At 37.7% G+C, this 24112-nt stretch carries 25 protein-coding genes, 1 pseudogene and 2 other annotated features; of the genes and pseudogenes, 1 reads left to right on the top strand and 25 read right to left on the bottom strand.

Going from position 1 to position 24112, the window contains the following annotated elements; genetic code table 11:
• From V7024_RS18675 to V7024_RS18565, 23 genes and pseudogenes are all read right to left on the bottom strand, one after another.
• Positions 1–246: pseudogene (locus tag V7024_RS18675) on the bottom strand (ABC transporter permease); the annotation flags it as partial.
• Positions 247–293: 47 nt separating this feature from the next.
• Complete coding sequence (locus tag V7024_RS18670; RefSeq protein WP_335522613.1) at positions 294–2207, bottom strand: ABC transporter permease; 1914 nt, start codon at positions 2205–2207, stop codon at positions 294–296.
• Positions 2182–2958: an ABC transporter ATP-binding protein gene (locus tag V7024_RS18665; protein ID WP_335522611.1), complete on the bottom strand. Its 777-nt coding sequence runs from the start codon at positions 2956–2958 to the stop codon at positions 2182–2184. The genes V7024_RS18670 and V7024_RS18665 overlap by 26 nt, the downstream gene beginning before the upstream one ends.
• Before the next feature lie 93 nt (positions 2959–3051).
• The gene (locus V7024_RS18660) at positions 3052–4134 is read right to left on the bottom strand and encodes a sensor histidine kinase (RefSeq protein WP_335522609.1); all 1083 of its coding nucleotides are present in this window, start codon (positions 4132–4134) and stop codon (positions 3052–3054) included.
• The gene (locus tag V7024_RS18655; RefSeq protein ID WP_098914036.1) at positions 4124–4831 is read right to left on the bottom strand and encodes a response regulator transcription factor; all 708 of its coding nucleotides are present in this window, start codon (positions 4829–4831) and stop codon (positions 4124–4126) included. Before V7024_RS18655 ends, V7024_RS18660 begins: the two co-directional genes overlap by 11 nt.
• A gap of 147 nt (positions 4832–4978) precedes the next feature.
• The gene (gene obgE, locus V7024_RS18650; RefSeq protein WP_335522605.1) at positions 4979–6265 is read right to left on the bottom strand and encodes a GTPase ObgE; all 1287 of its coding nucleotides are present in this window, start codon (positions 6263–6265) and stop codon (positions 4979–4981) included.
• Positions 6265–6813 carry a sporulation initiation phosphotransferase B gene (locus V7024_RS18645; protein WP_335522603.1) on the bottom strand — a complete coding sequence of 183 codons (549 nt, stop codon included), beginning with the start codon at positions 6811–6813 and terminating at the stop codon, positions 6265–6267. The genes obgE and V7024_RS18645 overlap by 1 nt, the downstream gene beginning before the upstream one ends.
• A gap of 65 nt (positions 6814–6878) precedes the next feature.
• Positions 6879–7169 carry a 50S ribosomal protein L27 gene (rpmA, locus tag V7024_RS18640; protein WP_098914039.1) on the bottom strand — a complete coding sequence of 97 codons (291 nt, stop codon included), beginning with the start codon at positions 7167–7169 and terminating at the stop codon, positions 6879–6881.
• 3 nt (positions 7170–7172) lie between these two features.
• Positions 7173–7517, bottom strand: coding sequence for a ribosomal-processing cysteine protease Prp (locus V7024_RS18635; protein ID WP_335522600.1), 345 nt, complete (start codon positions 7515–7517; stop codon positions 7173–7175).
• A gap of 11 nt (positions 7518–7528) precedes the next feature.
• Entirely contained in the window at positions 7529–7837 is a 309-nt protein-coding gene (gene rplU / locus V7024_RS18630) for a 50S ribosomal protein L21 (protein ID WP_020059958.1), read from the bottom strand.
• A 14-nt stretch (positions 7838–7851) separates the two neighbouring features.
• Positions 7852–7929, bottom strand: a sequence feature (ribosomal protein L21 leader region).
• A 77-nt stretch (positions 7930–8006) separates the two neighbouring features.
• Entirely contained in the window at positions 8007–9389 is a 1383-nt protein-coding gene (locus V7024_RS18625) for an Rne/Rng family ribonuclease (protein ID WP_335522598.1), read from the bottom strand.
• A 62-nt stretch (positions 9390–9451) separates the two neighbouring features.
• Positions 9452–10312, bottom strand: coding sequence for a M50 family metallopeptidase (locus V7024_RS18620; RefSeq protein ID WP_335522596.1), 861 nt, complete (start codon positions 10310–10312; stop codon positions 9452–9454).
• A complete protein-coding gene (locus tag V7024_RS18615) occupies positions 10305–11021 on the bottom strand; it encodes a M23 family metallopeptidase (RefSeq protein ID WP_335522594.1) in 717 nt (238 codons plus the stop codon). Before V7024_RS18615 ends, V7024_RS18620 begins: the two co-directional genes overlap by 8 nt.
• A gap of 153 nt (positions 11022–11174) precedes the next feature.
• The gene (gene minD, locus V7024_RS18610) at positions 11175–11972 is read right to left on the bottom strand and encodes a septum site-determining protein MinD (RefSeq protein WP_335522592.1); all 798 of its coding nucleotides are present in this window, start codon (positions 11970–11972) and stop codon (positions 11175–11177) included.
• Between the two features lie 2 nt (positions 11973–11974).
• The gene (gene minC, locus V7024_RS18605; RefSeq protein ID WP_335522590.1) at positions 11975–12661 is read right to left on the bottom strand and encodes a septum site-determining protein MinC; all 687 of its coding nucleotides are present in this window, start codon (positions 12659–12661) and stop codon (positions 11975–11977) included.
• Between the two features lie 36 nt (positions 12662–12697).
• Positions 12698–13240 carry a rod shape-determining protein MreD gene (mreD, locus tag V7024_RS18600; RefSeq protein ID WP_335522588.1) on the bottom strand — a complete coding sequence of 181 codons (543 nt, stop codon included), beginning with the start codon at positions 13238–13240 and terminating at the stop codon, positions 12698–12700.
• Positions 13241–13252: 12 nt separating this feature from the next.
• A complete protein-coding gene (gene mreC, locus V7024_RS18595) occupies positions 13253–14107 on the bottom strand; it encodes a rod shape-determining protein MreC (protein WP_098914047.1) in 855 nt (284 codons plus the stop codon).
• Positions 14108–14156: 49 nt separating this feature from the next.
• A complete protein-coding gene (gene mreB / locus V7024_RS18590) occupies positions 14157–15173 on the bottom strand; it encodes a cell shape-determining protein MreB (protein WP_335522585.1) in 1017 nt (338 codons plus the stop codon).
• Positions 15174–15341: 168 nt separating this feature from the next.
• Positions 15342–16019: a RadC family protein gene (gene radC, locus V7024_RS18585; RefSeq protein ID WP_098914049.1), complete on the bottom strand. Its 678-nt coding sequence runs from the start codon at positions 16017–16019 to the stop codon at positions 15342–15344.
• A gap of 13 nt (positions 16020–16032) precedes the next feature.
• Positions 16033–16593 (bottom strand): Maf family protein, encoded by a 561-nt coding sequence (locus V7024_RS18580; RefSeq protein ID WP_335522583.1) that lies wholly within the window; start codon positions 16591–16593, stop codon positions 16033–16035.
• Between the two features lie 212 nt (positions 16594–16805).
• Positions 16806–17750, bottom strand: a complete 945-nt coding sequence (locus tag V7024_RS18575) for a stage II sporulation protein B (RefSeq protein ID WP_335522581.1) — start codon at positions 17748–17750, stop codon at positions 16806–16808.
• Positions 17751–17906: 156 nt separating this feature from the next.
• Positions 17907–19217: a bifunctional folylpolyglutamate synthase/dihydrofolate synthase gene (locus V7024_RS18570; RefSeq protein ID WP_335522578.1), complete on the bottom strand. Its 1311-nt coding sequence runs from the start codon at positions 19215–19217 to the stop codon at positions 17907–17909.
• Positions 19218–19325: 108 nt separating this feature from the next.
• Positions 19326–21971 carry a valine--tRNA ligase gene (locus V7024_RS18565; RefSeq protein ID WP_335522576.1) on the bottom strand — a complete coding sequence of 882 codons (2646 nt, stop codon included), beginning with the start codon at positions 21969–21971 and terminating at the stop codon, positions 19326–19328.
• Between the two features lie 37 nt (positions 21972–22008).
• Positions 22009–22242 (bottom strand) — a binding site (T-box leader).
• Positions 22243–22453: 211 nt separating this feature from the next.
• Here V7024_RS18565 and V7024_RS18560 point away from each other — a divergent pair.
• Positions 22454–22648, top strand: a complete 195-nt coding sequence (locus V7024_RS18560) for a hypothetical protein (RefSeq protein WP_335522574.1) — start codon at positions 22454–22456, stop codon at positions 22646–22648.
• 27 nt (positions 22649–22675) lie between these two features.
• On the opposite strand, the gene ysxE is transcribed toward V7024_RS18560, so the two are convergent.
• Both ysxE and V7024_RS18550 read right to left on the bottom strand, forming a co-directional pair.
• Positions 22676–23701, bottom strand: a complete 1026-nt coding sequence (gene ysxE / locus V7024_RS18555; protein ID WP_335522572.1) for a spore coat protein YsxE — start codon at positions 23699–23701, stop codon at positions 22676–22678.
• A gap of 64 nt (positions 23702–23765) precedes the next feature.
• Positions 23766–24112: LysM peptidoglycan-binding domain-containing protein (locus V7024_RS18550; RefSeq protein WP_335522571.1), on the bottom strand; the 347-nt coding region annotated here is incomplete at its 5' end.

Genomic DNA, 24112 nt, shown 5'->3' with positions numbered 1-24112 from the left:
CCAAATTAGCGCAAGAACCCTAGAATACAGAATAAATATAATTGAGAAAGCAATTACAATTACATCGCATACAATTAGGCCTGCCTGTATCCCCTCATACAGATTATCCATTCTCATGTTAGGATGCATAATAATGGATGTATACATAAAAAAAGCAAAAACTGAGAAACAACTACTTAAGAAAAATATTTTGTAGTTGTGCCAATTCCCTCTAACATTTTGAAAAGTAAGTTGATAAAACTTCACCTTTCTCCCTCCTAAAACCCGTTACACACATAAAAAGCTAGGAAGTCCTAGCTTTTTATGTGCTTTAAATACCCTCTTTGTGCAATTGCAAAATATAATGCTGATGCTAGTACGTATGCTGTAATAATAACCGCTCCTGACTTCCATAAGTCTAAATACAGCATGTTCCCTAACGTATATAATGCAAATCCACTATGTAAAACACCTATCAAGATAGGAATGAAGAAAATTGCTCCCATTTGCCGAACTGCAATTTTACGAATTTCTTGATCCGTCATACCAATTCGTTTTAATGAATGGAACTGAATACGGTCTTGTTCTTTATCATTAAACCACTTAAAGTATGTCATGCTGCAAGCAAAGAAGAAGAACAGTATTGTTATGAAGAAGCCGATAAACATCGTAATCGCACCGTTTTCTTTTACACTTTGATAAACAAGAATAGAATTATCAAAATTCGCTTTTTTATCATCGGCGATATGACCTTTCAATTCCTTCACGAGAGCCTCCGTATCTTTCCAGTTCTGAATATCATAACCGTAATACATCATCTTTTCTGTATCTGGGACAGCAGCTGCATACTTGGCGTAGTCTTGCTCATTTACAACTAATAAATTACTAGTATTAAATATCGCTTTTGTATATGGCTTACTTAACTTCAGCTCATACGATTGATTTTGTACTTTAAATGTAAAAGGCTTCGTTGCATCAAATTTCATGAGTTCATTCATCATATCCAACACAACCATTGTGCCAGTTCCCTGCTTATTATGAATCTCCGCTTCCTGTTGCTTTCGCGCTTCTGCATTAAACTCTCGCTCAGAGATAATTCTTAAATCAAATTCTCGGTCTTCGTTCATCACTTTCATATGAAATTTTCCTGGTATTTCTGTTACAGTTACTTTTCTCGCCTGTTCAAAATTATGTTTTTTAAGCAGTGATTGCAATGTTTCTTCTTTCACCACTTCATGAGAGTTGACCCCTTTTTCTTGAATGGAAATAGCATGCGGAGAATGCTGTACTACTTTTGCACTCATATCCTCAAAGAAGACGTATAACGTCCCCATTGCCGAGGCAACAATTGCTGTGATGATTGAAACAACAAATAGAAAACGTGCGTTATCTTTCATCTTATAAACGAGATTACTAATAACAAACAAATTCGGCTGCTTATAAAAAAGCGACTTTCTTTTTTGCAATGCTTTTAATAGAACAACACTTCCTTGTGTGAATAAAAAATATGTTCCGACAATTGTCAAACCAACAATTGGAAGGAAGTACACCGTAAGGTTCATGAATGTTACTTGAAAGCAAAGAACGTAAGCAACGATAATACTTAGTAATCCAGCTAAAAATAGCCATCTAAACGAAAACGGCTCAACTCTTTGTTTTCTTGCGTCGCGAAGTAAATCAATAATTTGCAATCTCCATATCGTCCATAATCCAAATAGCGATAAAACGAAAAAGAGAACGAAATATACACCGGCAGTAATTGCGATTGCTTTTCCATTCCATACAAATGGCAATGCTTTTTCAATTCCAACTACAGCACTTACTGCTTTAAAAAAGAGTGGTAAACCGAGCATACCGAGGGCAATTCCACCGACAATTGAAATGCAGCCAAGAATCATTTGCTCTCGCATGATCATTCTTCCTAACTGTCCTTTTGTCGCACCAATTAGAGTAAACAACCCTAGCTCTTTTTTACGAGCCCGTAAAAAGATGGAGTTCGAGTATAAAATGAATAACGCTGAAAATAAAATAACAATATAATTACATGTCTCTAATCCTTTTTCAACACGCATTTTCTCACTAACATTACCATTCACGACATCTGGATGATAAATAAACGAAGCATACATAAAGAACACAAAAATCGATAAACAGCTACTAATTATAAACGCTTTATAATTACGCCAATTTCCTTTGACATTATTAAACGCGAGCTGGCGAAAGTTCATGGTATTCTCCCCCTAGCATCGCAAGTACGTCTAATATTTCTTGGAAAAAGGCTTGTTTTGTTTCTCCTTTATGAATCTCTGAGAAAATTTCACCGTCACGAATAAATAAAATACGTTCACAATAACTGGCCGCAACGGGATCATGCGTTACCATCGCAATCGTCACTTTTTTCTCTTCATGAAGTTCCTGCAGGGCACCCATCAATGATTTTGCTGATTTGGAGTCTAAGTTTCCTGTCGGTTCGTCAGCTAAGATTAAAGTTGGCTGATGGATAATAGCACGTGCTGCTGCCGCACGCTGCTGCTGACCGCCTGATACTTCGTATACTTTTTTATGTAAAATTCCCTCTATGTTTAGAAACTTTGCAATTTCTAATACTTTTGCATCAATTTCTTTCACAGGACGATTTGCCATTACAAGTGGCAAAATGATATTTTCCTTAATGGATAATGTATCAAGTAAGTTAAAATCTTGGAAAATAAATCCTAAATGTGTACGACGAAATGCTGCAAGTTTAGCAGCACGCATTTGACTAATTTCTTCGTCGTTCATATAAACGTGACCTGATGTCGGCTTGTCAATGGTTGCTAATAAATTTAAAAGCGTTGTTTTTCCGCTCCCTGATGGTCCCATAATGCCGACAAATTCACCTTCTTCAATTTTAAAGTTAATATTATTTAGCGCTGTCGTTGTTACCGATCCTTTTGATTGATACACCTTTGTCAAACCTTTTACTTCAAGAACACTCATTTCAAATCCCCCTATATGTTTTCTTCTTACTCTTACTATAGAAAAAATGAGAGAAAGTAACGAGTGATTTCCCTTACAAAACGGTTTGTTATCTTACAATTTTGTCATTTTCCTCATCATTTGATGATATCCTTTATCTTTTGAGAATTGGAACGTAAACGTTGTTCCTTCTTTCTCTGTTGATTGTACAGAAATACCATGGCTAAGATGATCACAAATTTGCTTTGTAATATATAAACCCATCCCTGTCGCTTCTCTCGTTTTTCGTCCATTGACTCCTGTAAAAAATGGTTCAAAAATTCGCTTTATATCTTGCTTTGGAATCCCTATTCCGTTGTCATGAATATGCAATGCAATAACACTTTCTGTTTCTTCGATTTGAAATGTAATCTCTTTTTTCTCTTTCTCTGTAATTCTTGTATACTTCAAGGCATTCATCACAATTTGATTAATTGCAATACTGAGCCATTTTTGATCCGAAGCTACCACGTACTGTTCTTTCTCAAACAGAACTTTCGGATATACAGCATATTGGATGAATGTTTTTTTATGTTGATTAATACTGTCACGAACAATATTCACGACATTGACTTCTTCTATTTTATAATCTTTCCCAAACTGTTCTAGGCGTGCCATGTGCAATGCTAAATCTAATCCATGTAAAATACGATTATTTTCTTCCCGAATACTTTCAATCGTATCTCTTGCTTCGCGGTGCGTTTGTCCAAGTTTTTGCAGCAATAATTCAATGACAGATACAGGCGTCTTCATTTGGTGAATCCACTGATTCATAAAGATCGTTTGCTGTTCTCCTTTTACCTGTTGTTCATGGATTTCATTCATATATTGTTGTCTTAAGAGCGAAAAAGCTTCCACAATTGCTTCTTGTTCGTATGTATAAGATGAACTGACAGATAAAGAATGATGCAACTCCTGTCCCTCTGCAATATAATGTTCTACCTTTTGTAAAAAGGCTCGTCTTTTCCGATAATCATGCATCAGAAAGAAAGCAAAAACGACGATTGATAATAAAAATCCATATAGCCATGTACTCCAATTTATAGATTGCTTTTGTAAAAAAGATTGCAGTTGCAAGACAAGACCGAATAGAACGATACTCATCACGTAAGAAATAAGTAATGTGGTGCGGTCCATCACATATTTTTTAAGATTCATGTTCGTTCACCCAATTCGTTAAGAGCGCATATCCATAGCTCCGCTTCGTAACAATGGCATCCGTAATTCCTATCTCTTCTAACTTTTTACGGACACGCTTTACATTTACGGTTAATGTATTATCATCAACAAAAGCAACCTCATCCCATAATGCTTCTAGTAACTCTTCTCTCGTTACATATTGATCCGCTTGCTTCATTAAGCACTCTAATAAATAGTACTCATTTTTGGTAAGTTCTACTTGCTTTCCTTGCCACTCTACCATGTGCTGCGCTTGATATAAAAGCAATCCATTCACGCCAAAATAATCATTTTCTGCCCCTGAAGCATATTCACCATACACACGGCGCAGCGCACTTTTTACTTTTGCCATAACAATATCTAAATGAAACGGCTTCGTAATGTAATCATCACCGCCATTTTCAATCGCCATTACTTGATCCATCTCTCCTGTACGTGCAGATACAAAAATAATCGGCGCGTTGGAAACAGTACGAATTTGACGGCACCAATAGAATCCATCAAAATACGGTAAATTAATATCAAGTAAAACTAAATGCGGGTTCACCTTTGCAAATTCATCTTTTATATACCGAAAATCTTGTACACGAAATGACTGATAACCATATTTATCAAGGTGCCCTTCTAAAATATCACCAATTTTCAAATCGTCTTCTACAATCAATATTTTATACATATCATTCCCACTCCCTTATAAGAAGTACATGTAGACACCATTGCTATTTGCCCTACACCTACCCTTTTTCCATTATAAGGGTAAATTCCCATTTGAGAAGAATTTTTTATTTCGGCACAAAAAAAGACCGCCGAATTTCGGCAGTCCTTAATCGATAAATTCAAATTCATATTCAAGAATTTTTACAATATCGCCGTCTTTTGCACCGCGTTGACGCAGCGCTTCATCAATACCCATACCACGCATTTGACGGGCGAATCTACGTACAGACTCATCACGAGAGAAGTCTGTCATCTTGAATGTTTTCTCAATATCATAACCAGAAATCACAAATGTACCATCGCTTTCGCGTGTAATTTCAAATTTAGAGCCTTCACCCTCAAATTTGTACATTACACTTGCATCAGATTCATCTACAACTTCGTGTATTGGGAATTCTGGTGTTGTTTCGATAAGATTTGCTACTTCAAATAGTAAATCACGAACACCTTGACGCGTTACTGCAGAAATTGGGAAGATTTTCACTTCATCGCCCACTTTTTCTTTGAACGCTTGTAAATTTTCTTCTGCATCTGGCATATCCATTTTGTTTGCAACAACAACTTGTGGACGCTCTGTTAGACGCAGATTGTATTCTTTTAATTCATTATTAATTGTTACGTAATCCTCATATGGATCGCGTCCTTCTAAACCAGACATATCAATCACATGAATGATAACGCGTGTACGCTCAATATGACGTAAAAATTGATGTCCAAGCCCAACACCTGCGTGCGCACCTTCAATCAATCCTGGAAGGTCTGCCATAACAAAGCTGCGTCCATCACCTGTCTCAACTACTCCAAGGTTTGGAACAATTGTTGTGAAGTGATATTCAGCAATTTTTGGACGTGCTGATGATACAACCGATAATAATGTTGATTTACCGACACTTGGGAATCCAACAAGACCTACATCAGCTAACACTTTCAATTCTAGTACTACTTCACGTTCTTGACCTGGTTCGCCGTTCTCAGCAATTTCCGGAGCTGGATTCGTTGGCGTCGCAAAACGTGAGTTACCACGGCCACCACGGCCACCTTTTGCGATAACTGCTGATTGCTCATGCGTTACTAAATCCGCAAGAATTTGACCAGTAGCTACATCTTTTACAACTGTTCCCGGCGGAACCTTTACAATTAAATCATCTGCTTTACGGCCGTGCTGGCTTTTACTCATTCCATGTTGACCGCGATCCGCTTTAAAATGACGCTGATAGCGGAAATCCATTAATGTACGTAATCCTTCGTCTACTACGAAAACAACATCGGCACCTTTACCACCGTCACCGCCTGCTGGGCCACCTTTTGGAACATATTTCTCACGACGATACGCAACCATTCCGTTACCGCCATCGCCGCCTTTTACATATATCTTGACCTGATCTACAAACATTATCTCACCACACTTTTTTCTAGTAGTTGTAATATAACCGAGATTTCTTCATCTCGCACTGTATAAGAAATGGAAAACCATTTATTATGTTGATGAGCAAGCCACTCTTGTATCTCTTGTACATTGGTTAGCTTGCCACGAAAATCAAAAAAGAAACGAGCATCCTCACCTTCACATTCAACTGTGATACAAACATAATTTTCAACATAAACGTCTAAACTATGCTCAAGCATTTGGAAAAATTGAGCCGTCCATATAGATACTCTTTCATCTAGATGCGATAAGTTATGTATTTCTCCTAATACTTCGTACTCCAACAAGCACGGGTGCTGTTTCCAATTATATGTTAAAATCCATTCTGAAAACTTGGGCATAGAAAGCCCCATCAGATTCGATTCTTGTCTCGCTTCTTGGACAAAACGATCGATGAGCCCATGAATTTCTTCCACTCTTCCGAGCGAAAGATTTCCTTTAATCATCTGCATACGATTAAGCCAATCATGTCTTGAGTGACGTAACGCATCTATAATTGTCCATTTTTCTTTCATTCATATACCCCTTTAATATAGAAAAACTCTAACCTGCACTCAGGTTAGAGTTTTCCGTGAGTTTCTTATGCTTCTTGAGCAACAGGATATACGCTCACTTGTTTGCGGTCACGACCAAGACGCTCAAAGCGTACTACGCCGTCAACTTTTGCGTATAATGTGTCATCGCCACCACGACCAACGTTAACACCTGGATAAATTTTTGTACCGCGTTGACGGTAAAGAATTGATCCACCTGAAACGAATTGACCGTCTGCACGTTTAGCACCAAGACGTTTTGACTGAGAGTCACGACCGTTCTTTGTACTACCTACACCTTTCTTAGATGCGAAAAACTGAAGATCTAATCTTAACATACGTTACACCTCCTGCACTTTTTCTATTAATCGGATATATTTTCCGTAATCAAGTTCGATCGTTTTTAGCGAAACAACCATGCCCTCTAATAGAAAACATGCTTTTTCTTTTGTAGAATCATCTAAATCACTAGGCAATTCATACGTCAAGAATCCACCATCTTTTCCAAGTTCAATAGTTGCTTGCACATTACAAAGTGATTCCACTGCATTTATTGCACCAAACACAACCGCTGTCGTTGCAGCACAGACAAGATCTTGTCCATGCGGAGCGAAGTTCGCATGCCCGGTCATTTTAAATGATTGGATACTTCCTAATTTCGTGCGGTTAATCGTAATTTTAATCATGACAACCCGAATTAAGCGTTGATTGCTTCAATCACTAATTTCGTGTACGGTTGACGGTGACCTTGTTTTTTACGATTGTTCTTTTTCGCTTTGTATTTGAAAACGATGATTTTCTTAGCGCGACCTTGTTTTTCAACTTTCGCAGTAACCGTTGCACCTTCTACAACTGGGCTACCAACTTTAACAGTTTCGCCACCAACGAAAAGAACTTTGTCAAAAGTAACAGTTTCACCAGCTTCTACGTCTAATTTCTCTACGTAGATTGCTTGACCAGCTTCAACTTTAATTTGTTTTCCACCTGTTTCGATAATTGCGTACATAATTGCACCTCCTCATAATTACTAAGACTCGCCAAAACGAGGTAGACATACAATGTCTTTTAGGAACCTGTCCTGCGCGGTTGTAGTATATAGCAGTTTAGGTGCTATAAACTATAACATAGAGATGTTATCACGAAACACAGCCTATTGTCAATGAATCTTATACTAACTATTTTTTCCGCGCGCGTATCTCTTCCTTCGTTCCAAAACGTTGAATCGTGTAACGCGCTGCTTCATCATCAATAAAATAAATTTGAAAAGATATATTGCGCTGCAGTTCTTTCTCAAAAAAGATTTGCTGTACATTCGGATGAGCAGCGATTAGAACAGCTTCGTCATCTGTTCCATTATAAGCAATTAATTCTCGCTCTAACTCATATGCTACCGTTTCATGCGATAACATATAACCGCTGCCTTGACACATTCTGCAATCTGTTAACAGCATATCACGAAGCGATTGTTTTTTTCGTTTTCTTGTTATTTCTAAGATACCAAGCTCTGTAAATCCTAATACTCTTGTATAAGTATGGTCTTTTTCTAAGTGTGACTTTACGATTTCTCTTATTTTTTCCTTTTCCTCACGGCGCTTCATATTAATAAAATCAATTAAAATCATCCCGCCAATGTCACGAAGTCGCAACTGCCGTGCAATTTCTTTTGCCGCTATTTCATTTGTGCGCAGTACTGTATCTTGTAAATTTTGTTTCCCGGTAAATTTACCAGTGTTTACATCGATTACCGTCATCGTTTCCATTTGTTCAATGAGTAAATTTGCTCCATTTGGAAGCCACACTACTTTTTTCAATGCCTTTTCAATTTCACGATCAATTCCATAGCGAGCAAATAACGGCGTCTTTTCATGAAAGAAAGTAACTTTTTCTGCACCTATTTTTTCTTCTAATTCTTGTATCATACTGCGCTGATCTACAATCACTTGCGAAATCGTATCTACTGGTATTTCTTGAAAGATTCGATCTAAAAAACTAGATGGAGAATACACGAGAAGCGGTGCCTTTCCTCGTTGTTCTTGTTTTTTCACAAGTTCAAATTGAGATTGAAGGCGTTGCATCTCCGCTTGTACTTCTTGTATTTCTACTTTTCCACACGCAGAACGGAAAATAAATCCTCCTGTTTTATCTAGCGTAAGAAGTTGTTCTCTCTTTTTCTCATCTTTTATTTTCCGGGAAACGGCAAAAACCGTGTCATAGGGCATATATACAACATATTTTCCGGTGAATTCTATGTTTGCTGTAATTTTTGGCCCTTTCGTATCAATCGCCTCTTTCACAACTTGTACAAGAAGCGATTGCCCTTCATGTACTCGCATAGATGATGGCACGTTTTCATATGACAAATAAGCATGCTTCTCCAAGCCAATATTGACAAAAGCAGCGTTCATCCCTGCGATTGTTCGCATGACGCGACCAATATATATATTTCCAACAATTTGTTCTTGTTCATTTCGTTGCCATAAGAGTTCTACAATCTCTTTTTCTTCTTCAACAGCAACTCGCTTTTCCGAACCGGTGTAATTTATGTATAACGTCTTCAAAGTCTATTCCTCTCTTTTATCCTTTTTTTATACAATATTAAAGGTTAGTGTTATCGTCAACACTAACCAATTAACTCTTCTACGGATGATGTTGTTCTTTTTTCTGTAAAGTATGCGTAAAGCAACTCATTTTCATCTAGCGTGTATTGATTTTTATGATCTCCATTTATAATAATTGAATGCTTATATCCCCTTCGAAACTGTGTGAAAATGTGATACAAACTCGTTTCCCTTTGAACTGTAATTGCTGTAACCTTGGCAATTTCTCGTTTCTTTCCGTAATACCTCTCCAATAAAAAACGCATAAATGCATAACGACGTTGTTTCCACTCTTGAAATAAAGAAAATGCTAAATAAAGAAGTAACGCCCACATCATTGCATTCTTTCCATTCCAAAAGAGCTGTAGCCCTAATATAGCACTAAAACATACAATTGAAATTCTCATCATAATATTGTGCGCTTGTAAAAATGGAAAGCGATGCGATAATACGTTTAGTACAATTTTCCCTCCATCAAGAGGCCAAATCGGTAATAAATTAAAAAATAAAATGGTCATATTGTTCCACAGAAAAAAATTGTAAAAGTTTTCTCCCATCCAGCCTACCGTGTACAATAAATAGGCAGCCGCTACCATCCATACATGTTGAACAGGCCCTGCTATAATAACGATCATTTCTTCTTTTAACGGCTTATTCCCATGCTCATCAAGCTCAGCTACCCCGCCAAATGGCAAGAGCTGAATTTGTTTAATGCGCCATTTAAAATGAGCGGCTGCTATCGCATGACCTAATTCATGAATAAAGACAATGAAAAATAAAATAAGCACCTCTTTAAAACGAGCTGTAAAAACCGCAATTGCTATAACTCCCCAAAACAACGGATGAATGGTAATCTTTGAAAAAATCTCACTATATTTATTCAAATGAAATCACCTGAATTGGATCAATAAATTTTTCATTCTTTTTGAATGCAAAATAAAATTTCCCATTTGCAACTGTTCCAACTTTTTGCTTTTTCGCTACATAATCATATAGCTTAACTGATGTTTCTCCTAAATTTCCGTACCAAGATTCCGTACCATCTGCATGTTGGATTTCAACTGTATTTCCAAACTCCTCTTTTTGACCAATCGAGACAACAATGCCCTCATTAACTGATTCCACAACGGCATTCGCGTCTGTTTGTACAAACACACCTTGTCCGTTTGCCTGAAAACTTTGCGTTACTTTTCCTGAAGCAGGAACAGCGTAATTCTTTTCTTTCTGCGTTGTTTTCTTTTCACTAGAAGGTAAAAAAGATAGCGGTTTTCCAAACTTTGATTCATACCACTTCGACACAGATGCAAATTGAAATTCCTCTTTCATTACTTGTTTAACAACTGTACGTGAGCCTTCAAAAGAATTTGTTGTGTTTTTAAATAAGATGGCTACGACAAGAACAAGAATAGCAGATAGCAGCAGCTTAAAGAGAAATATTTCCTTTCGGAAGATAGGATGTGTCTTTTCTCCTTCTTCAACAAGAAGCGGTGTATAGTCTTGTTCTTCATATAAAAACATTTCATCCTCTCTTTCCTGCTGCGCTTTTCTCTTCTCAATACGCTTTTTAATTTCTTCTACTCGTTTTTTTCTCATCCTGACCCCTTCCTCTTTCCATCAGTTTGTACATATGTATGAGTTGTCCGGGAAAGATATTCATGGGAATGCTTTTCTCCTAGAAGGTCAGAGCGTATACGAGCAGCTATCCTTAAAACAAAAAAAAGCACTCCGCATATATGCGAAATGCTCTTAATGTATTCCGAAGAATTTTTTCATTTTCGTAAATACTGATTTTTTTTCATTTTCAAGCGGTTGCAATGGCACATTTTCTCCAAGCAAACGTCTTGCGATATTTCGATAAGCAATGGATGCCTTTCCACTCGGCTGCAATGCTACAGGCTCTCCTGTATTTGTTGCTCGAATCACCGCATCATCATCTTCAACGATCCCAAGTAATTCAATAGACAAGGTACGTACAATTTCATCTACATCCAACATATCTTGTTCATGTAGCATATGACTGCGGACACGATTGATAATTAACTTAGGCGGCTCGATATCTTCTTTTTCCAATAGTCCGATAATCCGATCAGCATCACGCATTGAAGATACTTCTGGTGTTGTCACAACAATTGCTTTATCAGCACCTGCCACAGCGTTTTTAAAACCTTGTTCAATACCGGCTGGGCAATCAATTAATATGTAATCATAATCTTGACGTAATTGTTGTATTAATTCTTCCATTTGTTCGGGTGTTACTGCCGACTTGTCACTCGTTTGTGCTGCAGGTAATAAATAAAGTTCATCAAAGCGCTTATCTCGAATAAGAGCTTGAGGTAAACGACAACGTCCTTCAACAACATCAACAAGATCATATACAATACGGTTTTCCAATCCCATTACTACGTCTAAATTTCGCAAGCCGATATCTGTATCGATTAAACATATTTTTTTACCAGATAACGCCAAGGCTGTACCAATATTTGCAGACGTTGTAGTTTTACCTACTCCGCCTTTTCCAGATGTAATAACTATTGCCTCTCCCACAGCTATACAATTCCCCTTTCTAACCTTGTTAAATTAGGTCTAAGATGAGTGAGAAGTTGAATGCGATCGACAACAATGTGATTGTTCTCATTAATGTAGGCACATTCTGCCCCTTCCGCCCCGTCTTCTTTCTCCTCAGGAGCGCGCGTTGTCACATCGCTAATCCGAAGCTGCATTGGATTCATAACAGAAGCTGCTATAACAGCTTCTGCATCCCCATAATATCCAGCATGTGCAATTCCTCGTAATGCTCCAATAATAAAAATATTTCCTCCAGCGATAACCGTACCGCCTGGATTCACATCTCCAATCAATAATAAATCGCCTTTTACATGCAATATTTGACCTGAGCGAACAATTTTTGAAACAGAAACAATTTCTGTTTCTTCTTTCCATGCCACCGCTTGTTCTTTCGTTACAACATCACTCTCAATAGAATCTACGACTAAATTCTTTTTATTACGAATTAATGTGCGCAACTCTTCTTGTTGGACCTCTGTTACATAACGATTTCCAACCCTAACCTGTACTTCAATTAAAGAGCGTCCATCACCCTCGTAATAATGAGTGGAAAGCTTTTCGTCAAGTTCTTGCAGCAATTCACGAAATGAACAGGAATCATCCAGATGTAATACTAAACCATCTTTCGTTCCTTTTATAGTCACATTTTGTTGCTTTTTTTCTGTCACCAATGCTCACCCCACCGAATTTAATTCGACATAAAATCAGAAAATCCTTTTTTCTTTTTCTTCCATAGCGTCTGAAAGACGTAAAAGATATCGTTGCAGTGGGAAGCAAAACAGCAGTAAAAAAATTCCGTTCAACAACAGCGTCGGAAGAAGACGATCTGTGAAAAAGATATGCGCTGACATATGAACACGACCAATTAACGTCAAAAATCCATACACATAATACTCTAGCGCAGTAATGCTCGCTAATACAATAAAGAACACGATAAAAAGGTTCACTTGTAAAATTCGCATTGCCTGGTAGACAAGATACACTAAAATTGGATAAGCAAATATATACACACCAACTAACTCTGTATGTACGATATCAAACAAAAAACCAAATAATAGTCCATAGTAAATACCATGTACAGAATTAAAGTAAATTGCAATAAAGCATAAAACAATCATTAAAAAATGCGGTGCTACAATTGTATTCTTCCAAAAAAGACTAGTTGGAACAATAGTAGAAAACATATTCTCCAATACAAATACGAAAAGAAGTAGAAGAGGAAGAATCGCTTTTTTAAAAATCTCCATCTCTTCCCCCTCCTATTTCCCTAAATCTACTGTCGACATAGTCCGTTTGGCAACCATAACATTGCTAACATCACTTAAGTCTGCTGCAGGCTTGATATAAGCTGTTTGTGTTAATCCGTACTCATCCGCTGTTACCTCAACGATTTGTCCAATAACCAATCCATCTGGGAACACACCACCAAGACCAGAAGTTACAACTGTTTGATCCTTCTCTACTTTCACACCAGATGGGATTTTTGTGAAAACAAGCTGCTGCTTCTCTTTATCGTACCCTTCAATTAATCCGAAAACATTACTATCTCCTCGGACAACAGCTGAAATACGATTTGTTCGGTTTAATGAGCTGATTAGCTCAACTGTTGAAGTAAACTGTGAAACACTTTTTACTTTTCCAATTAAACCTTTTGATGTAATAACAGCCGCATCTTTTTGAATGCCTTGTTGTGCACCTTTATCAATCCCGATTAAGTCATTCCATTTATCTGGATTGCGAGCAATAACAGTTGCTTGAATCGGTTTAAAATCACTAAGTGTATCTTTTTTCCCAAGAATATCACGAAGTTCTTCATTTGTTTTTTCTAATTCTTTTACTTTTACGGACAGCTCTGCATACTTGTCCAATTTTGATTTTAATTCTTTATTTTCTTCATACGTGCGCTTTACATCTTCTACGTTCTCAAAGAATCCGGCAACATAATTCGCTGGCTTTTGAAATACACGTTCTACAACTCCTACGGTATCCTTTACAAACTGCTCTGGCCACGTTAGATTTTTCCGTTCTTTCAATGAGATTCCGATCAATGCCACGAGAAGAATAATACTAACTAATAAAACAATTAATCTTTTGTTTAAGAAAAACTGTGGCACGTTCACACCCTCTTAAATTCACTAATTTTTTATGTTGAAATAATGGATTTTATCGAGCATTTTTGAAAAGGTCGATGTTATCTAATGCTTTACCTGTTCCAATTGCTACGCAATCTAATGGATTTTCTGCAACAAGAACTGGCATATTTGTTTCTTCGCTAATTACTTTATCTAAATTACGAAGCAATGCACCGCCACCTGTTAAAACAATACCACGATCCATAATATCCGCTGCTAATTCTGGCGGAGTTTTTTCTAATGTATTTTTTACAGACTCAACAATTGCATCTACAGTATCTTTTAACGCTGATGCAATTTCTTCTGGGCGAATCGATACTGTTTTTGGTAATCCAGTCACTAAGTCACGACCACGAATATCCATTGGCTCAACACCTTCTGGCTCGCCAGCAGAACCGATTTCTAATTTTAATGCTTCTGCAGTTCGTTCCCCGATCATTAAATTGTAGTTTTTCTTAATGTACTGAATAATTGCATCGTCCATTTCATCACCGGCAACACGAACAGATTGGCTTGTTACAATACCGCCAAGAGAGATAATCGCTACTTCTGTTGTACCACCGCCGATATCTACAACCATACTACCAGTTGGTTCCCAAACAGGTAAATTCGCACCAATTGCAGCTGCAAATGGTTCTTCAATTGGGTATGCATCGCGTGCACCTGCTTGACGAGTTGCATCGATTACTGCACGTTTTTCAACCGCTGTAATACCAGATGGTACACATACCATTACATATGGCTTACGAGAGAAGAAACCATTTGATTTCTGTGCTTGTTGAATATAATATTTCATCATTATTGCTGTTGTTTCATAATCAGCGATAACACCGTCTTTCATCGGACGAAGTGCCACAACATTTCCAGGTGTACGACCAATCATTTGTTTTGCATCGTTACCAACTGCAACAATTTGCTTTGTGTCTGTTTGCAATGCCACAACAGATGGCTCGCGTACAACGACACCTTTCCCTTTTACGTATACAAGCGTATTCGCTGTTCCTAAGTCTATCCCAAGGTCACGAGTAAAACCACCAAATCCAAACATATTCTATATCTTCCTTTCTATTTTTGACAAATTGCTCATTTTTCTTTCGATATTATTATATTTATATAAAACATAACGTTTTTACATGTTCTCTGTTATAGAGTAGATGAAAGCCTACAAAAAACTCATAACTCACATTATAAAACAAAATAAAGAAAAAAAATAGTCTTAAATATGACCTTTATCTTTTAAACTAACGAATTTATGGTCACCAATAATAATATGATCGAGAATTTCAATCCCAATAATTCTCCCGCATTCTACAAGTCTTTTCGTGACTTCAATATCTTCTCGGCTTGGCGTGGGGTCTCCGGAAGGATGATTATGAAGGCAGATAATAGAGGCAGCAGCGCGGCGAAAAGCTTCCTTGAACACCTCGCGCGGATGCACGATCGAGGCATTCAAACTTCCAATAAATACTGTTTGTCGATGCATCACTTGATTTTTCGTATTTAAATATAAACATACAAAATGTTCCTGTTGTAAAAAGCGCATCTCCTCCATCATATAACGTGCGCAATCTTCTGGATTACGAATGCTATATCTATTTTGATACTCTAAGCGTACCATTCTTCGTCCAAGTTCAAAAGCAGCAATAAGTTGGGATGCTTTTGCCACCCCAACGCCATGAATGCTTGTCATCTCTTCAATTGTTGCATCTTTTAACATTCGTAATCCGTCAAAGTAATGCAAAATTCGGTTTGCTAATGTTAAAACCGACTCCTCTTTTGAACCTGTTCGAAGTAATATAGCGAGAAGTTCTGTGTTTGATAAGCTGCTTGCTCCTTCTAGCAATAAACGCTCCCGTGGTTGATCTTCTTTCACAACATCACGAATGCAGCTCATATTCCAGCCTCCTTTACATATTAAATTGTTTCAACTCGCGCACAACACGTGCAATCGGCAAACCAACAATCGCATAAAAATCACCTTGTATATGCTGAACAAAAATTGCACCTTTTCCCTGTATCCCATAGCTACCTGCTTTATCAAGCGGTTCTTTCGTTTGCACATATGCATGAATTTCTTCTTCAGTTAATTCCCAAAACGTTACTTCTGCACGCTCATAAAATGTCACTGTTTTTTCTTTTGAAATAAGAGCAACTCCTGTATACACCTCATGAGTTTTTCCTGATAAGAACTGTAACATTTCTTTCGCTTCACTCTCATCCTCTGGTTTCCCTAGAATACGCGCCTCGAAAGTAACAATTGTATCAGCACCAAGCACAACGCAGTCTTCGTAATCCTTTGCTACAGCAGACGCTTTTTGCAACGCAAGTGACATCACGATATCATGCGGTGATGAATACGCTCCAATCGTTTCTTCTACATCACTAACTACAACCTCAAATGGCATATCCACAATCTCAAGTAATTCTTTACGTCTTGGTGAACCAGACGCTAAAATAAGTTTTTTCATACGTTCTCCTTTCATTTTTAAAATTAGCAGGAAGATACAGCATAACCATACTAAATATATAGATTCTCCTCAAATTTTAAAAATATCATTTTTCTTTTAAAAAAATACAAAAGAAAGGAAAAAGCACAACCTTGCTTTTCCTTTCCTCAGTACGAATAAGTAATAGAAAAAAGCCCCCACATGCTGATGGTGATTTAAATCTCATCTCATTATTATACGTTTTTGTTTTTTTGTGAAACTATTTTTTCATAAGACAGAAAGCTATCTACTAACACTTGCTGTAATTTCGTCATTGTTTCCATATCTTGTTTCTCTTCTTGTATTGTTTGCACCGTCACTGATGCATACGTAAACAACTTTTTTAAATCATCCCGCTTTAATGCTGCCTCTTCTTTTTTTATTGCTTTCCATTCAGTTTCAATCTGTTCTATATGTGCTTTACTTATTTTGTTCCCGGACTGCATTGCAGCGGTTTGTTGCAATAGTTTCCCAAACAACGATTGCAGCTTTTCCAAAAACGCTCCATATTCTTGATCCTGTTTTAAAAGCGCTTGATCTGTAATCTCCCATTTCTTTTTCACAACTGATATATCTTTTTGTTTATATTGCGTAATTAGCTGCATAATAGATTGCTCATCATGTGCCATCCCAAGAACGAGTAAATATTTATCCCCTGACTGCATAATTGCTCCAGTGACTCCATTTTCTTGTAACTCCTTTAATGATGCCTGTCCCTTTTCTTTCGAAGAAAAGACTCCGCCCTGCACAAAATAAATCGACAGCGGTGCTAAAGCAGTTGGTGCTGTTTTCTCATTTGTCGGTTTTTTTGTTTCATTTTTCTCTGTAACATTTGCTGCCGGGGCTGTCGTTTCGCGAACTGTTTCTTGTCCCGTTAGTAAGTGCAGCATTCCCATTCCAAACCCTGTCCCAATTACAATCGCTGTAGATACCGTGAAAATAAATCGATTACTCAATCCTTTTTTTCCTTTACGTATAGATGCTGCATGTTTTTGAAACGACACAACATTATTTGTCACCGTATTCTCCGGGAGCATCCAATCAAACTCTTCTTTTTTTGTTTCCTCTTCTTTCTTCTCTATATAATTTGCTTCCGTTCCATTCACTTTAATTGAAATTGGTCGCGATTGTTTGTCCATACCCCCACTCCTTACTTCTTATCGTTGCCAGCATCGTATCATACTCGTTTCAAAAAAAAACGAGATACTTGTCAAAGAGATTCGCCAAATTATCCTATATTGTTATCTTATATGTATGCTTGCGTCTTTATTTGTAGAACAAAAAAACTAGACAGCCTATTTCTGTCTAGTTTTCTGAACCACATATTTACGAGCTTCGGATATGAAATAAAGAGAACCTGTTAGCAAGAAAACATCCTCTTCTTGTAAAGAATCCATTGCCCTACTAATCGCTTCCTGCCAATTTTCAAAAATATGTTTTGATTCTCGCTTTGAATGGGCAGCAAGAGCCTCAGCAGAGATAGCACGATCAAACGTGAACGTTGTAAAAATCATTTCATCTGCAATTGTTTCTAATTGTCCAACCATTTCATCCAGTTGCTTGTCTCCAAGTGCTGTAAATAAAATAATAATTCGTTTTTCACTGTAGTGTGCACGAACCGTTTCTACAAGGCTATGTATGCCTTCTGGATTGTGTGCTCCATCAATAATGACATGCGGGTGAGTAGAAAGTTGCTCAAAACGCCCAATCCAATATGCTTCAGCTAATCCTTTTCGAATATGCTCTTCATCAATTAAAAATGCTTGATATACGTTTAAGTATGACATCGCCATAAGTGCCAGCGCAGCATTTTGCACTTGGTGCTGGCCTTTCATAGAAATGAAAAGACCTTCATACGTACGGAATGGAGAAGAGAATGTAAACCGTTCTCCTTCTTTCTCTAAAGAATGATGTTCTACTTGAATTTGATTTCCTAGTTCATATAAGCTAGAACGTTTTTCATTGACAGCTGTACGGATGACTTCTAACGCTTCGTTTTGCTGCACACCAGTTATAATAGGAACACCTGATTTTATTATTCCCGCCTTTTCAAATGCAATCGCTTCTAACGTATCTCCTAAAATATGCATATGATCATGGCCAATATTTGTAATAATTGTAAGCACAGGGTGAATGACATTCGTTGAATCGAAACGTCCTCCAAGTCCTGTCTCAAGTAAAACGATGTCACACATATTCATCTTTGCAAAATAATAAAGCGCCATAACAGTAATAATTTCAAATTCTGTCGCTTCCCCTAAATTTGTTTCATCTAACTTTTCCACAACAGGTTTGACCACATTTACAAGATCTGCAATTTCTTGATCTGCCATCGGTACACCATTCACACTAATCCGTTCATTAAATGTTTCAATGTACGGAGAAGTAAATGTCCCTACTTTGTACTCTGCCGCCTGTAACATATAGCGCATATATGTGAGAGTTGAACCTTTTCCATTTGTTCCCGCAAGATGAACACATTTTATATGACGCTCCGGATTTCCAAGTTCCTCTAACATCCACTCCATGCGCTCTAACCCTGGTTTTATACCAAATTTTAAACGGCTATGAATCCAGCCGATTGCTTCTTCATATGTATGTATCACGTATACCATTCCCCTTTCCATCAAAAAACGAACCAAAGCAAAAGATTGCTTTAGCCCTATTATACTCAAATGGGACAATCTTTGCCGTGGTTCGTTATTTAAAATAATTTATTTTTGCAGATCTGCTAGACGTTGGCGAACTGCTTCGCGTTTTTCTAGATAATCTTGCTCTTTCGCGCGTTCTCCTTCAATAACTGCCGCCGGAGCTTTTGCTACGAATCCTTGATTAGAAAGTTTCTTCTGTACACGCTCTACTTCTTTATCGAACTTCTCAAGTTCTTTTTCAAGACGTGCTTTTTCTTCATCAAGGTTGATTAGATCAGCTAACGGTAAGAATAACTCTGCACCTGATACGATTGCAGTCATCGCTTTTTCTGGTGCTTGTAAATCCGTCTTAATCATTAATTCACTTGGATTACAGAAACGCTCAATGTAAGAGCTGTTTTTCGTAAGCTGTGCTAGTACTGTTTCGTCTTTTGCTTTAATTTGCATTTGAACTTTTTTGCTCATTGGCGTATTTACTTCCGCACGGATATTACGAACAGAGCGAATGATATCAACTAGAAGGTGCATTTCTGCCGCTGCTTCTTTATCTTGTAAATCTTCGCGAACTGTCGGCCAAGCCGCTACTGTAATAGATTCGCCTTCATGAGGAAGGTGCTGCCAAATTGTTTCTGTTACGAATGGCATGAACGGATGTAACAGGCGTATCGTTCGATCAAGTACATATGCTAAAACAGAACGAGTTGTTTTCTTCGCCGCTTCATCTTCGCCGTACAACGGAAGCTTCGCCATTTCAATGTACCAGTCACAGAAATCATCCCAAATGAAGTTGTATAATGCACGACCAGCTTCACCGAATTCATATTTATCCATGTTACGCGTTACACTTTCAATTGTTTCATTTAAACGAGTTAAAATCCACTTATCTGCAACTGATTTTTCACCAGTTAAATCAATATCTTCGTATTGCATGCCTTCCATGTTCATTAATACGAAACGAGATGCATTCCAAATTTTATTGATGAAGTTCCAAGTAGATTCTACTTTCTCCATGCTAAAGCGTAAATCTTGACCTGGTGCACTTCCTGTTGATAAGAAGAAGCGCATTGCATCTGCACCGTACTTCTCGATAACTTCCATTGGATCAATACCATTACCTAAAGACTTACTCATTTTACGTCCTTGCTCGTCACGAACAAGACCATGAATTAATACGTCTTTAAATGGACGCTCTCCTGTAAACTCTAGACCTTGGAAAATCATACGAGATACCCAGAAGAAGATGATATCATATCCTGTTACAAGTGCATCTGTTGAATAGTAGCGTTTGAAGTCTTCATCATCTTCGTTTGGCCAACCAAGTGTTGAGAATGGCCATAACGCTGAGCTAAACCATGTATCAAGTACGTCGTTATCTTGGTTCCAGTTTTCGATATCAGCTGGAGCTTCTGTACCTACGTATACTTCACCAGTTTCTTTATGATACCAAGCTGGGATGCGATGTCCCCACCATAATTGACGAGAAATACACCAGTCATGAATGTTTTCCATCCAGCGTAAGTATGTGTTCTCAAAACGATCTGGTACGAACGTTACTTTTTCTTCTTCTTTTTGTTGCAGAGCAACAGCCTTTTCTGCAAGTGGTGCCATTTTTACGAACCATTGTGTTGATAAGTAAGGCTCAACAACTGCCCCGCTACGCTCACTATGACCTACCGCATGCATATGAGGCTCGATTTCTACTAATACGCCAGCTTCTTGCAAGTCTTTTACTAATTGCTTACGGCATTCGAAACGATCCATACCGTTATACTTACCAGCTTTTTCGTTCATTGTTCCATCTTCGTTCATTACTAAAATACGTGGTAAGTCATGACGGTTACCTACTTCAAAGTCATTCGGATCATGAGCTGGTGTGATTTTTACAACACCTGTTCCGAAATCTTTCTCTACATACTCATCAGCAATAATCGGAATTTCACGCTCTACGATTGGAAGTGTAACCGTTTTTCCGATTAAATGCTTGTAACGATCATCTTCTGGGTGAACTGCTACTGCTGTATCACCCAGCATTGTTTCTGGACGAGTTGTCGCAAGACGAATGTGACCAGAACCCTCTGTTAATGGGTAATTCATATGATAGAATGCACCTTGAACATCTTTATGAATTACTTCAATATCAGAAAGGGCAGTGCGTGTCGCAGGGTCCCAGTTAATGATATATTCACCGCGGTAAATTAAACCTTTTTCGTACAATTGAACGAATACTTTATTAACTGCATCAGATAAGCCTTTATCTAATGTGAAACGCTCACGAGTGTAATCTAATCCTAGACCAACTTTTCCCCATTGCTCGCGAATGTGAGAAGCATATTCTTCTTTCCATTCCCATGCTTTTTCAAGGAATTTCTCACGGCCAAGATCGTAACGTGAAATACCTTCTTCACGAAGTTTCCCTTCTACTTTCGCTTGCGTTGCAATACCCGCATGGTCCATACCAGGAAGCCATAATACATCGTATCCTTGCATACGCTTCGTACGTGTTAAAATATCTTGAAGCGTTGTATCCCATGCGTGACCTAAGTGCAACTTACCAGTTACGTTCGGAGGTGGAATTACAATTGTATACGGCTGTTTTTCCGCATCTCCTTTTGCTTCGAAATATTTTCCTTCAAGCCACCATTTATAACGACCTTCTTCAACGGACATATGATCATATTTAGTTGGTAAATTCTTTTCCATGTTTGACATATTTTTCCCTCCTTAAAAAATAAAAAACTCCCTCATCCAAAAGGACGACGGAGATCGTGGTACCACCTTTTTTTACAGGCGTAAATAGATACACTACACCTGTACACTTAACATCTGTAACGGGTTACCCGGTTTCTCCTACTTTCAGTGCGAGTTCAAAGAAACTGCTCAAGGGCGACCTTCCAACACTACCATCTAAGAAATCTCACAGCAATTGATTTCTCTCTCTGAAGATGTAGGACGTTGTACTCTTCCCTATCAACGCATTTATATATACGTTTTAAAATTATAATATACTTTATAGTCTAAAAAAGAAATGCACAATCGTCAATAAGCTTAACCAAGTTTTTTATAACATATGCAAAGAAAATAAAAAAAGTGCAGCACAAGCACATTAGATGCCCATCCTACATATTGTAATATCACATTTCCACTTCTCTTATGATTCCATTCTAGAGAAAGTTGTAATACGGAGGACAATTATGCGACGCTATCGACGCACGTACAACTTCTCATCCCCTTCTTGGATGAGAAATTTGCAAACGATGTTTTCTGATTTTGCAATTCCGCTTACGATTTTCCAAGGCATTCGTACTTTGCTGCTTCCTACGTTTTTAGATTTTGTTATTCTTGCTATTTTTATCGCGGCAACGATTCGTTTACATTATCAGCCGTAACCTCTTCTTGAGGCTACGGCTATTTTTTTACTGTGCTTGATGCTCAGCAGCTTGAAGCTGTGCCACGAAATATTCAATATTGCTTATAAGCCAATGTGATTGTTGGAGCATTTTCACATCATGTAACTCCTTTGTTTTATTACGAGTATTTCGGGCATTTGCATAGGCATTCACTTGTTTAATAAACGGTTTAGGATACGCTAAATATGCAAGCATAAGCAGCTTTTCTTCTTTCGTAAACGCAAAATTCTTTTGGTATATTTGGTACCATTCATATCGATCATTTCTTGCAATTGGATACGTGTTAAGGGAGCGCGAGTAAAATTGAACAATATCTTGAACCGGGGTAGCAAACTGCGCATCTTCTAAACTAATAAAATAACCGTTCCGCTGATAATCGAATAAAAAATGATTCATGGAAACATTGCCATGAGTAAATGAAATACGTGTTTTTTCTTTTTCTTTCATCGCTTCATGCCATTCTGTAAATTGTTTCTTTGCAAATTCATGAGCACGCATCACTTGATGAAAGTAAGTACAATATTGCAATTCAAACGGAGACATATACCACTTCGCTTCTGATTCAACTAAAAACTCCTCTAGTAACACGCTGTCTTGTTCCCAGCGATTTGAAATCGTATCAAAATGTCCTTGAATTGCTTCTTCTGTCACGTCTTCTTCTCGCACTGTTTTTTTATGCATCATAGCAAGTGTTTGAAACATTTTATGATACTGATCATTCTCTTCTCCTTGACTCTCTGCACTTCCAAGCCAAGGCATTAAATAATAACTATGCTCACCATCACTTAAAACGTGCCTTCCATCTTTCGTATGATAAATTGGGGCAAAATTCGTAAATCCTTTTTCTCGTAAAAACTGAACATAATACATAAGATTGCTTCGTTCTAATTTTTGAGGAGGTAATTTTTTCAACGCATATGGACCTTGGTTCGTATAAATTTTGGTTACATTCCCATATTCCTCAATATGCTCAGGATCTAATTGATATAGCTGCAAAATAGACGCATAACGCTCTCGTAATTCCATGCCCATACGAACAACGACCCTTTCTACAGGAGCGTGAAACAGAAAAGAGGTGAGGAAGATTTCTCTTCACTCACTTTGCTTTTGCCTTTGAGACTGGTATATATAAAATTTGTCCTGCTGTTAAATACAAATCATCGGTTTGATTGATACGATGTAAATGTTGCACGGAAGTATCATAACGCTCTGCAACAGATTCAATCGTGTCACCTTCTTGCACAAAATATAGTCGTAGCTTTGTAAATTCATCTTGTGGTTGCTTTGAAAATAATTTTGTTAAATATAGCGCGTTTTCATCCCGCTGCGAATATAAAACTTCTTCTTGCTCTTCCTCATCAATATTTTGTATTTTCGCTCCTTTGTGTCCAAAGACCAATTGCGGCGCGGCAACTTCTTCATGTCTTTGTTCTTCCTGTTGCC

The organism is Bacillus sp. JJ864 (assembly GCF_036963045.1).
Taxonomy (GTDB): Bacteria; Bacillota; Bacilli; order Bacillales; family Bacillaceae_G; genus Bacillus_A; species Bacillus_A pseudomycoides_C.
The sequence above is the reverse complement of the archived record's forward strand: the minus strand, read 5'-3'. Positions and strand labels throughout refer to the sequence as shown.

Excerpts from the sequence above, each read along its gene's own strand:
- V7024_RS18670 (WP_335522613.1), bottom strand. The coding sequence starts at position 2,207 with ATGAACTTTCGCCAGCTCGCGTTTAATAATGTCAAAGGAAATTGGCGT.
- V7024_RS18665 (WP_335522611.1), bottom strand. The coding sequence starts at position 2,958 with ATGAGTGTTCTTGAAGTAAAAGGTTTGACAAAGGTGTATCAATCAAAA.
- V7024_RS18660 (WP_335522609.1), bottom strand. The coding sequence starts at position 4,134 with ATGAATCTTAAAAAATATGTGATGGACCGCACCACATTACTTATTTCT.
- V7024_RS18655 (WP_098914036.1), bottom strand. The coding sequence starts at position 4,831 with ATGTATAAAATATTGATTGTAGAAGACGATTTGAAAATTGGTGATATT.
- obgE (WP_335522605.1), bottom strand. The coding sequence starts at position 6,265 with ATGTTTGTAGATCAGGTCAAGATATATGTAAAAGGCGGCGATGGCGGT.
- V7024_RS18645 (WP_335522603.1), bottom strand. The coding sequence starts at position 6,813 with ATGAAAGAAAAATGGACAATTATAGATGCGTTACGTCACTCAAGACAT.
- rpmA (WP_098914039.1), bottom strand. The coding sequence starts at position 7,169 with ATGTTAAGATTAGATCTTCAGTTTTTCGCATCTAAGAAAGGTGTAGGT.
- V7024_RS18635 (WP_335522600.1), bottom strand. The coding sequence starts at position 7,517 with ATGATTAAAATTACGATTAACCGCACGAAATTAGGAAGTATCCAATCA.
- rplU (WP_020059958.1), bottom strand. The coding sequence starts at position 7,837 with ATGTACGCAATTATCGAAACAGGTGGAAAACAAATTAAAGTTGAAGCT.
- V7024_RS18615 (WP_335522594.1), bottom strand. The coding sequence starts at position 11,021 with ATGAGAAAAAAACGAGTAGAAGAAATTAAAAAGCGTATTGAGAAGAGA.
- mreD (WP_335522588.1), bottom strand. The coding sequence starts at position 13,240 with ATGGAGATTTTTAAAAAAGCGATTCTTCCTCTTCTACTTCTTTTCGTA.
- mreB (WP_335522585.1), bottom strand. The coding sequence starts at position 15,173 with ATGTTTGGATTTGGTGGTTTTACTCGTGACCTTGGGATAGACTTAGGA.
- radC (WP_098914049.1), bottom strand. The coding sequence starts at position 16,019 with ATGAGCTGCATTCGTGATGTTGTGAAAGAAGATCAACCACGGGAGCGT.
- V7024_RS18580 (WP_335522583.1), bottom strand. The coding sequence starts at position 16,593 with ATGAAAAAACTTATTTTAGCGTCTGGTTCACCAAGACGTAAAGAATTA.
- V7024_RS18575 (WP_335522581.1), bottom strand. The coding sequence starts at position 17,750 with ATGGACAAACAATCGCGACCAATTTCAATTAAAGTGAATGGAACGGAA.
- V7024_RS18565 (WP_335522576.1), bottom strand. The coding sequence starts at position 21,971 with ATGTCAAACATGGAAAAGAATTTACCAACTAAATATGATCATATGTCC.
- V7024_RS18560 (WP_335522574.1), top strand. The coding sequence starts at position 22,454 with ATGCGACGCTATCGACGCACGTACAACTTCTCATCCCCTTCTTGGATG.
- ysxE (WP_335522572.1), bottom strand. The coding sequence starts at position 23,701 with ATGGGCATGGAATTACGAGAGCGTTATGCGTCTATTTTGCAGCTATAT.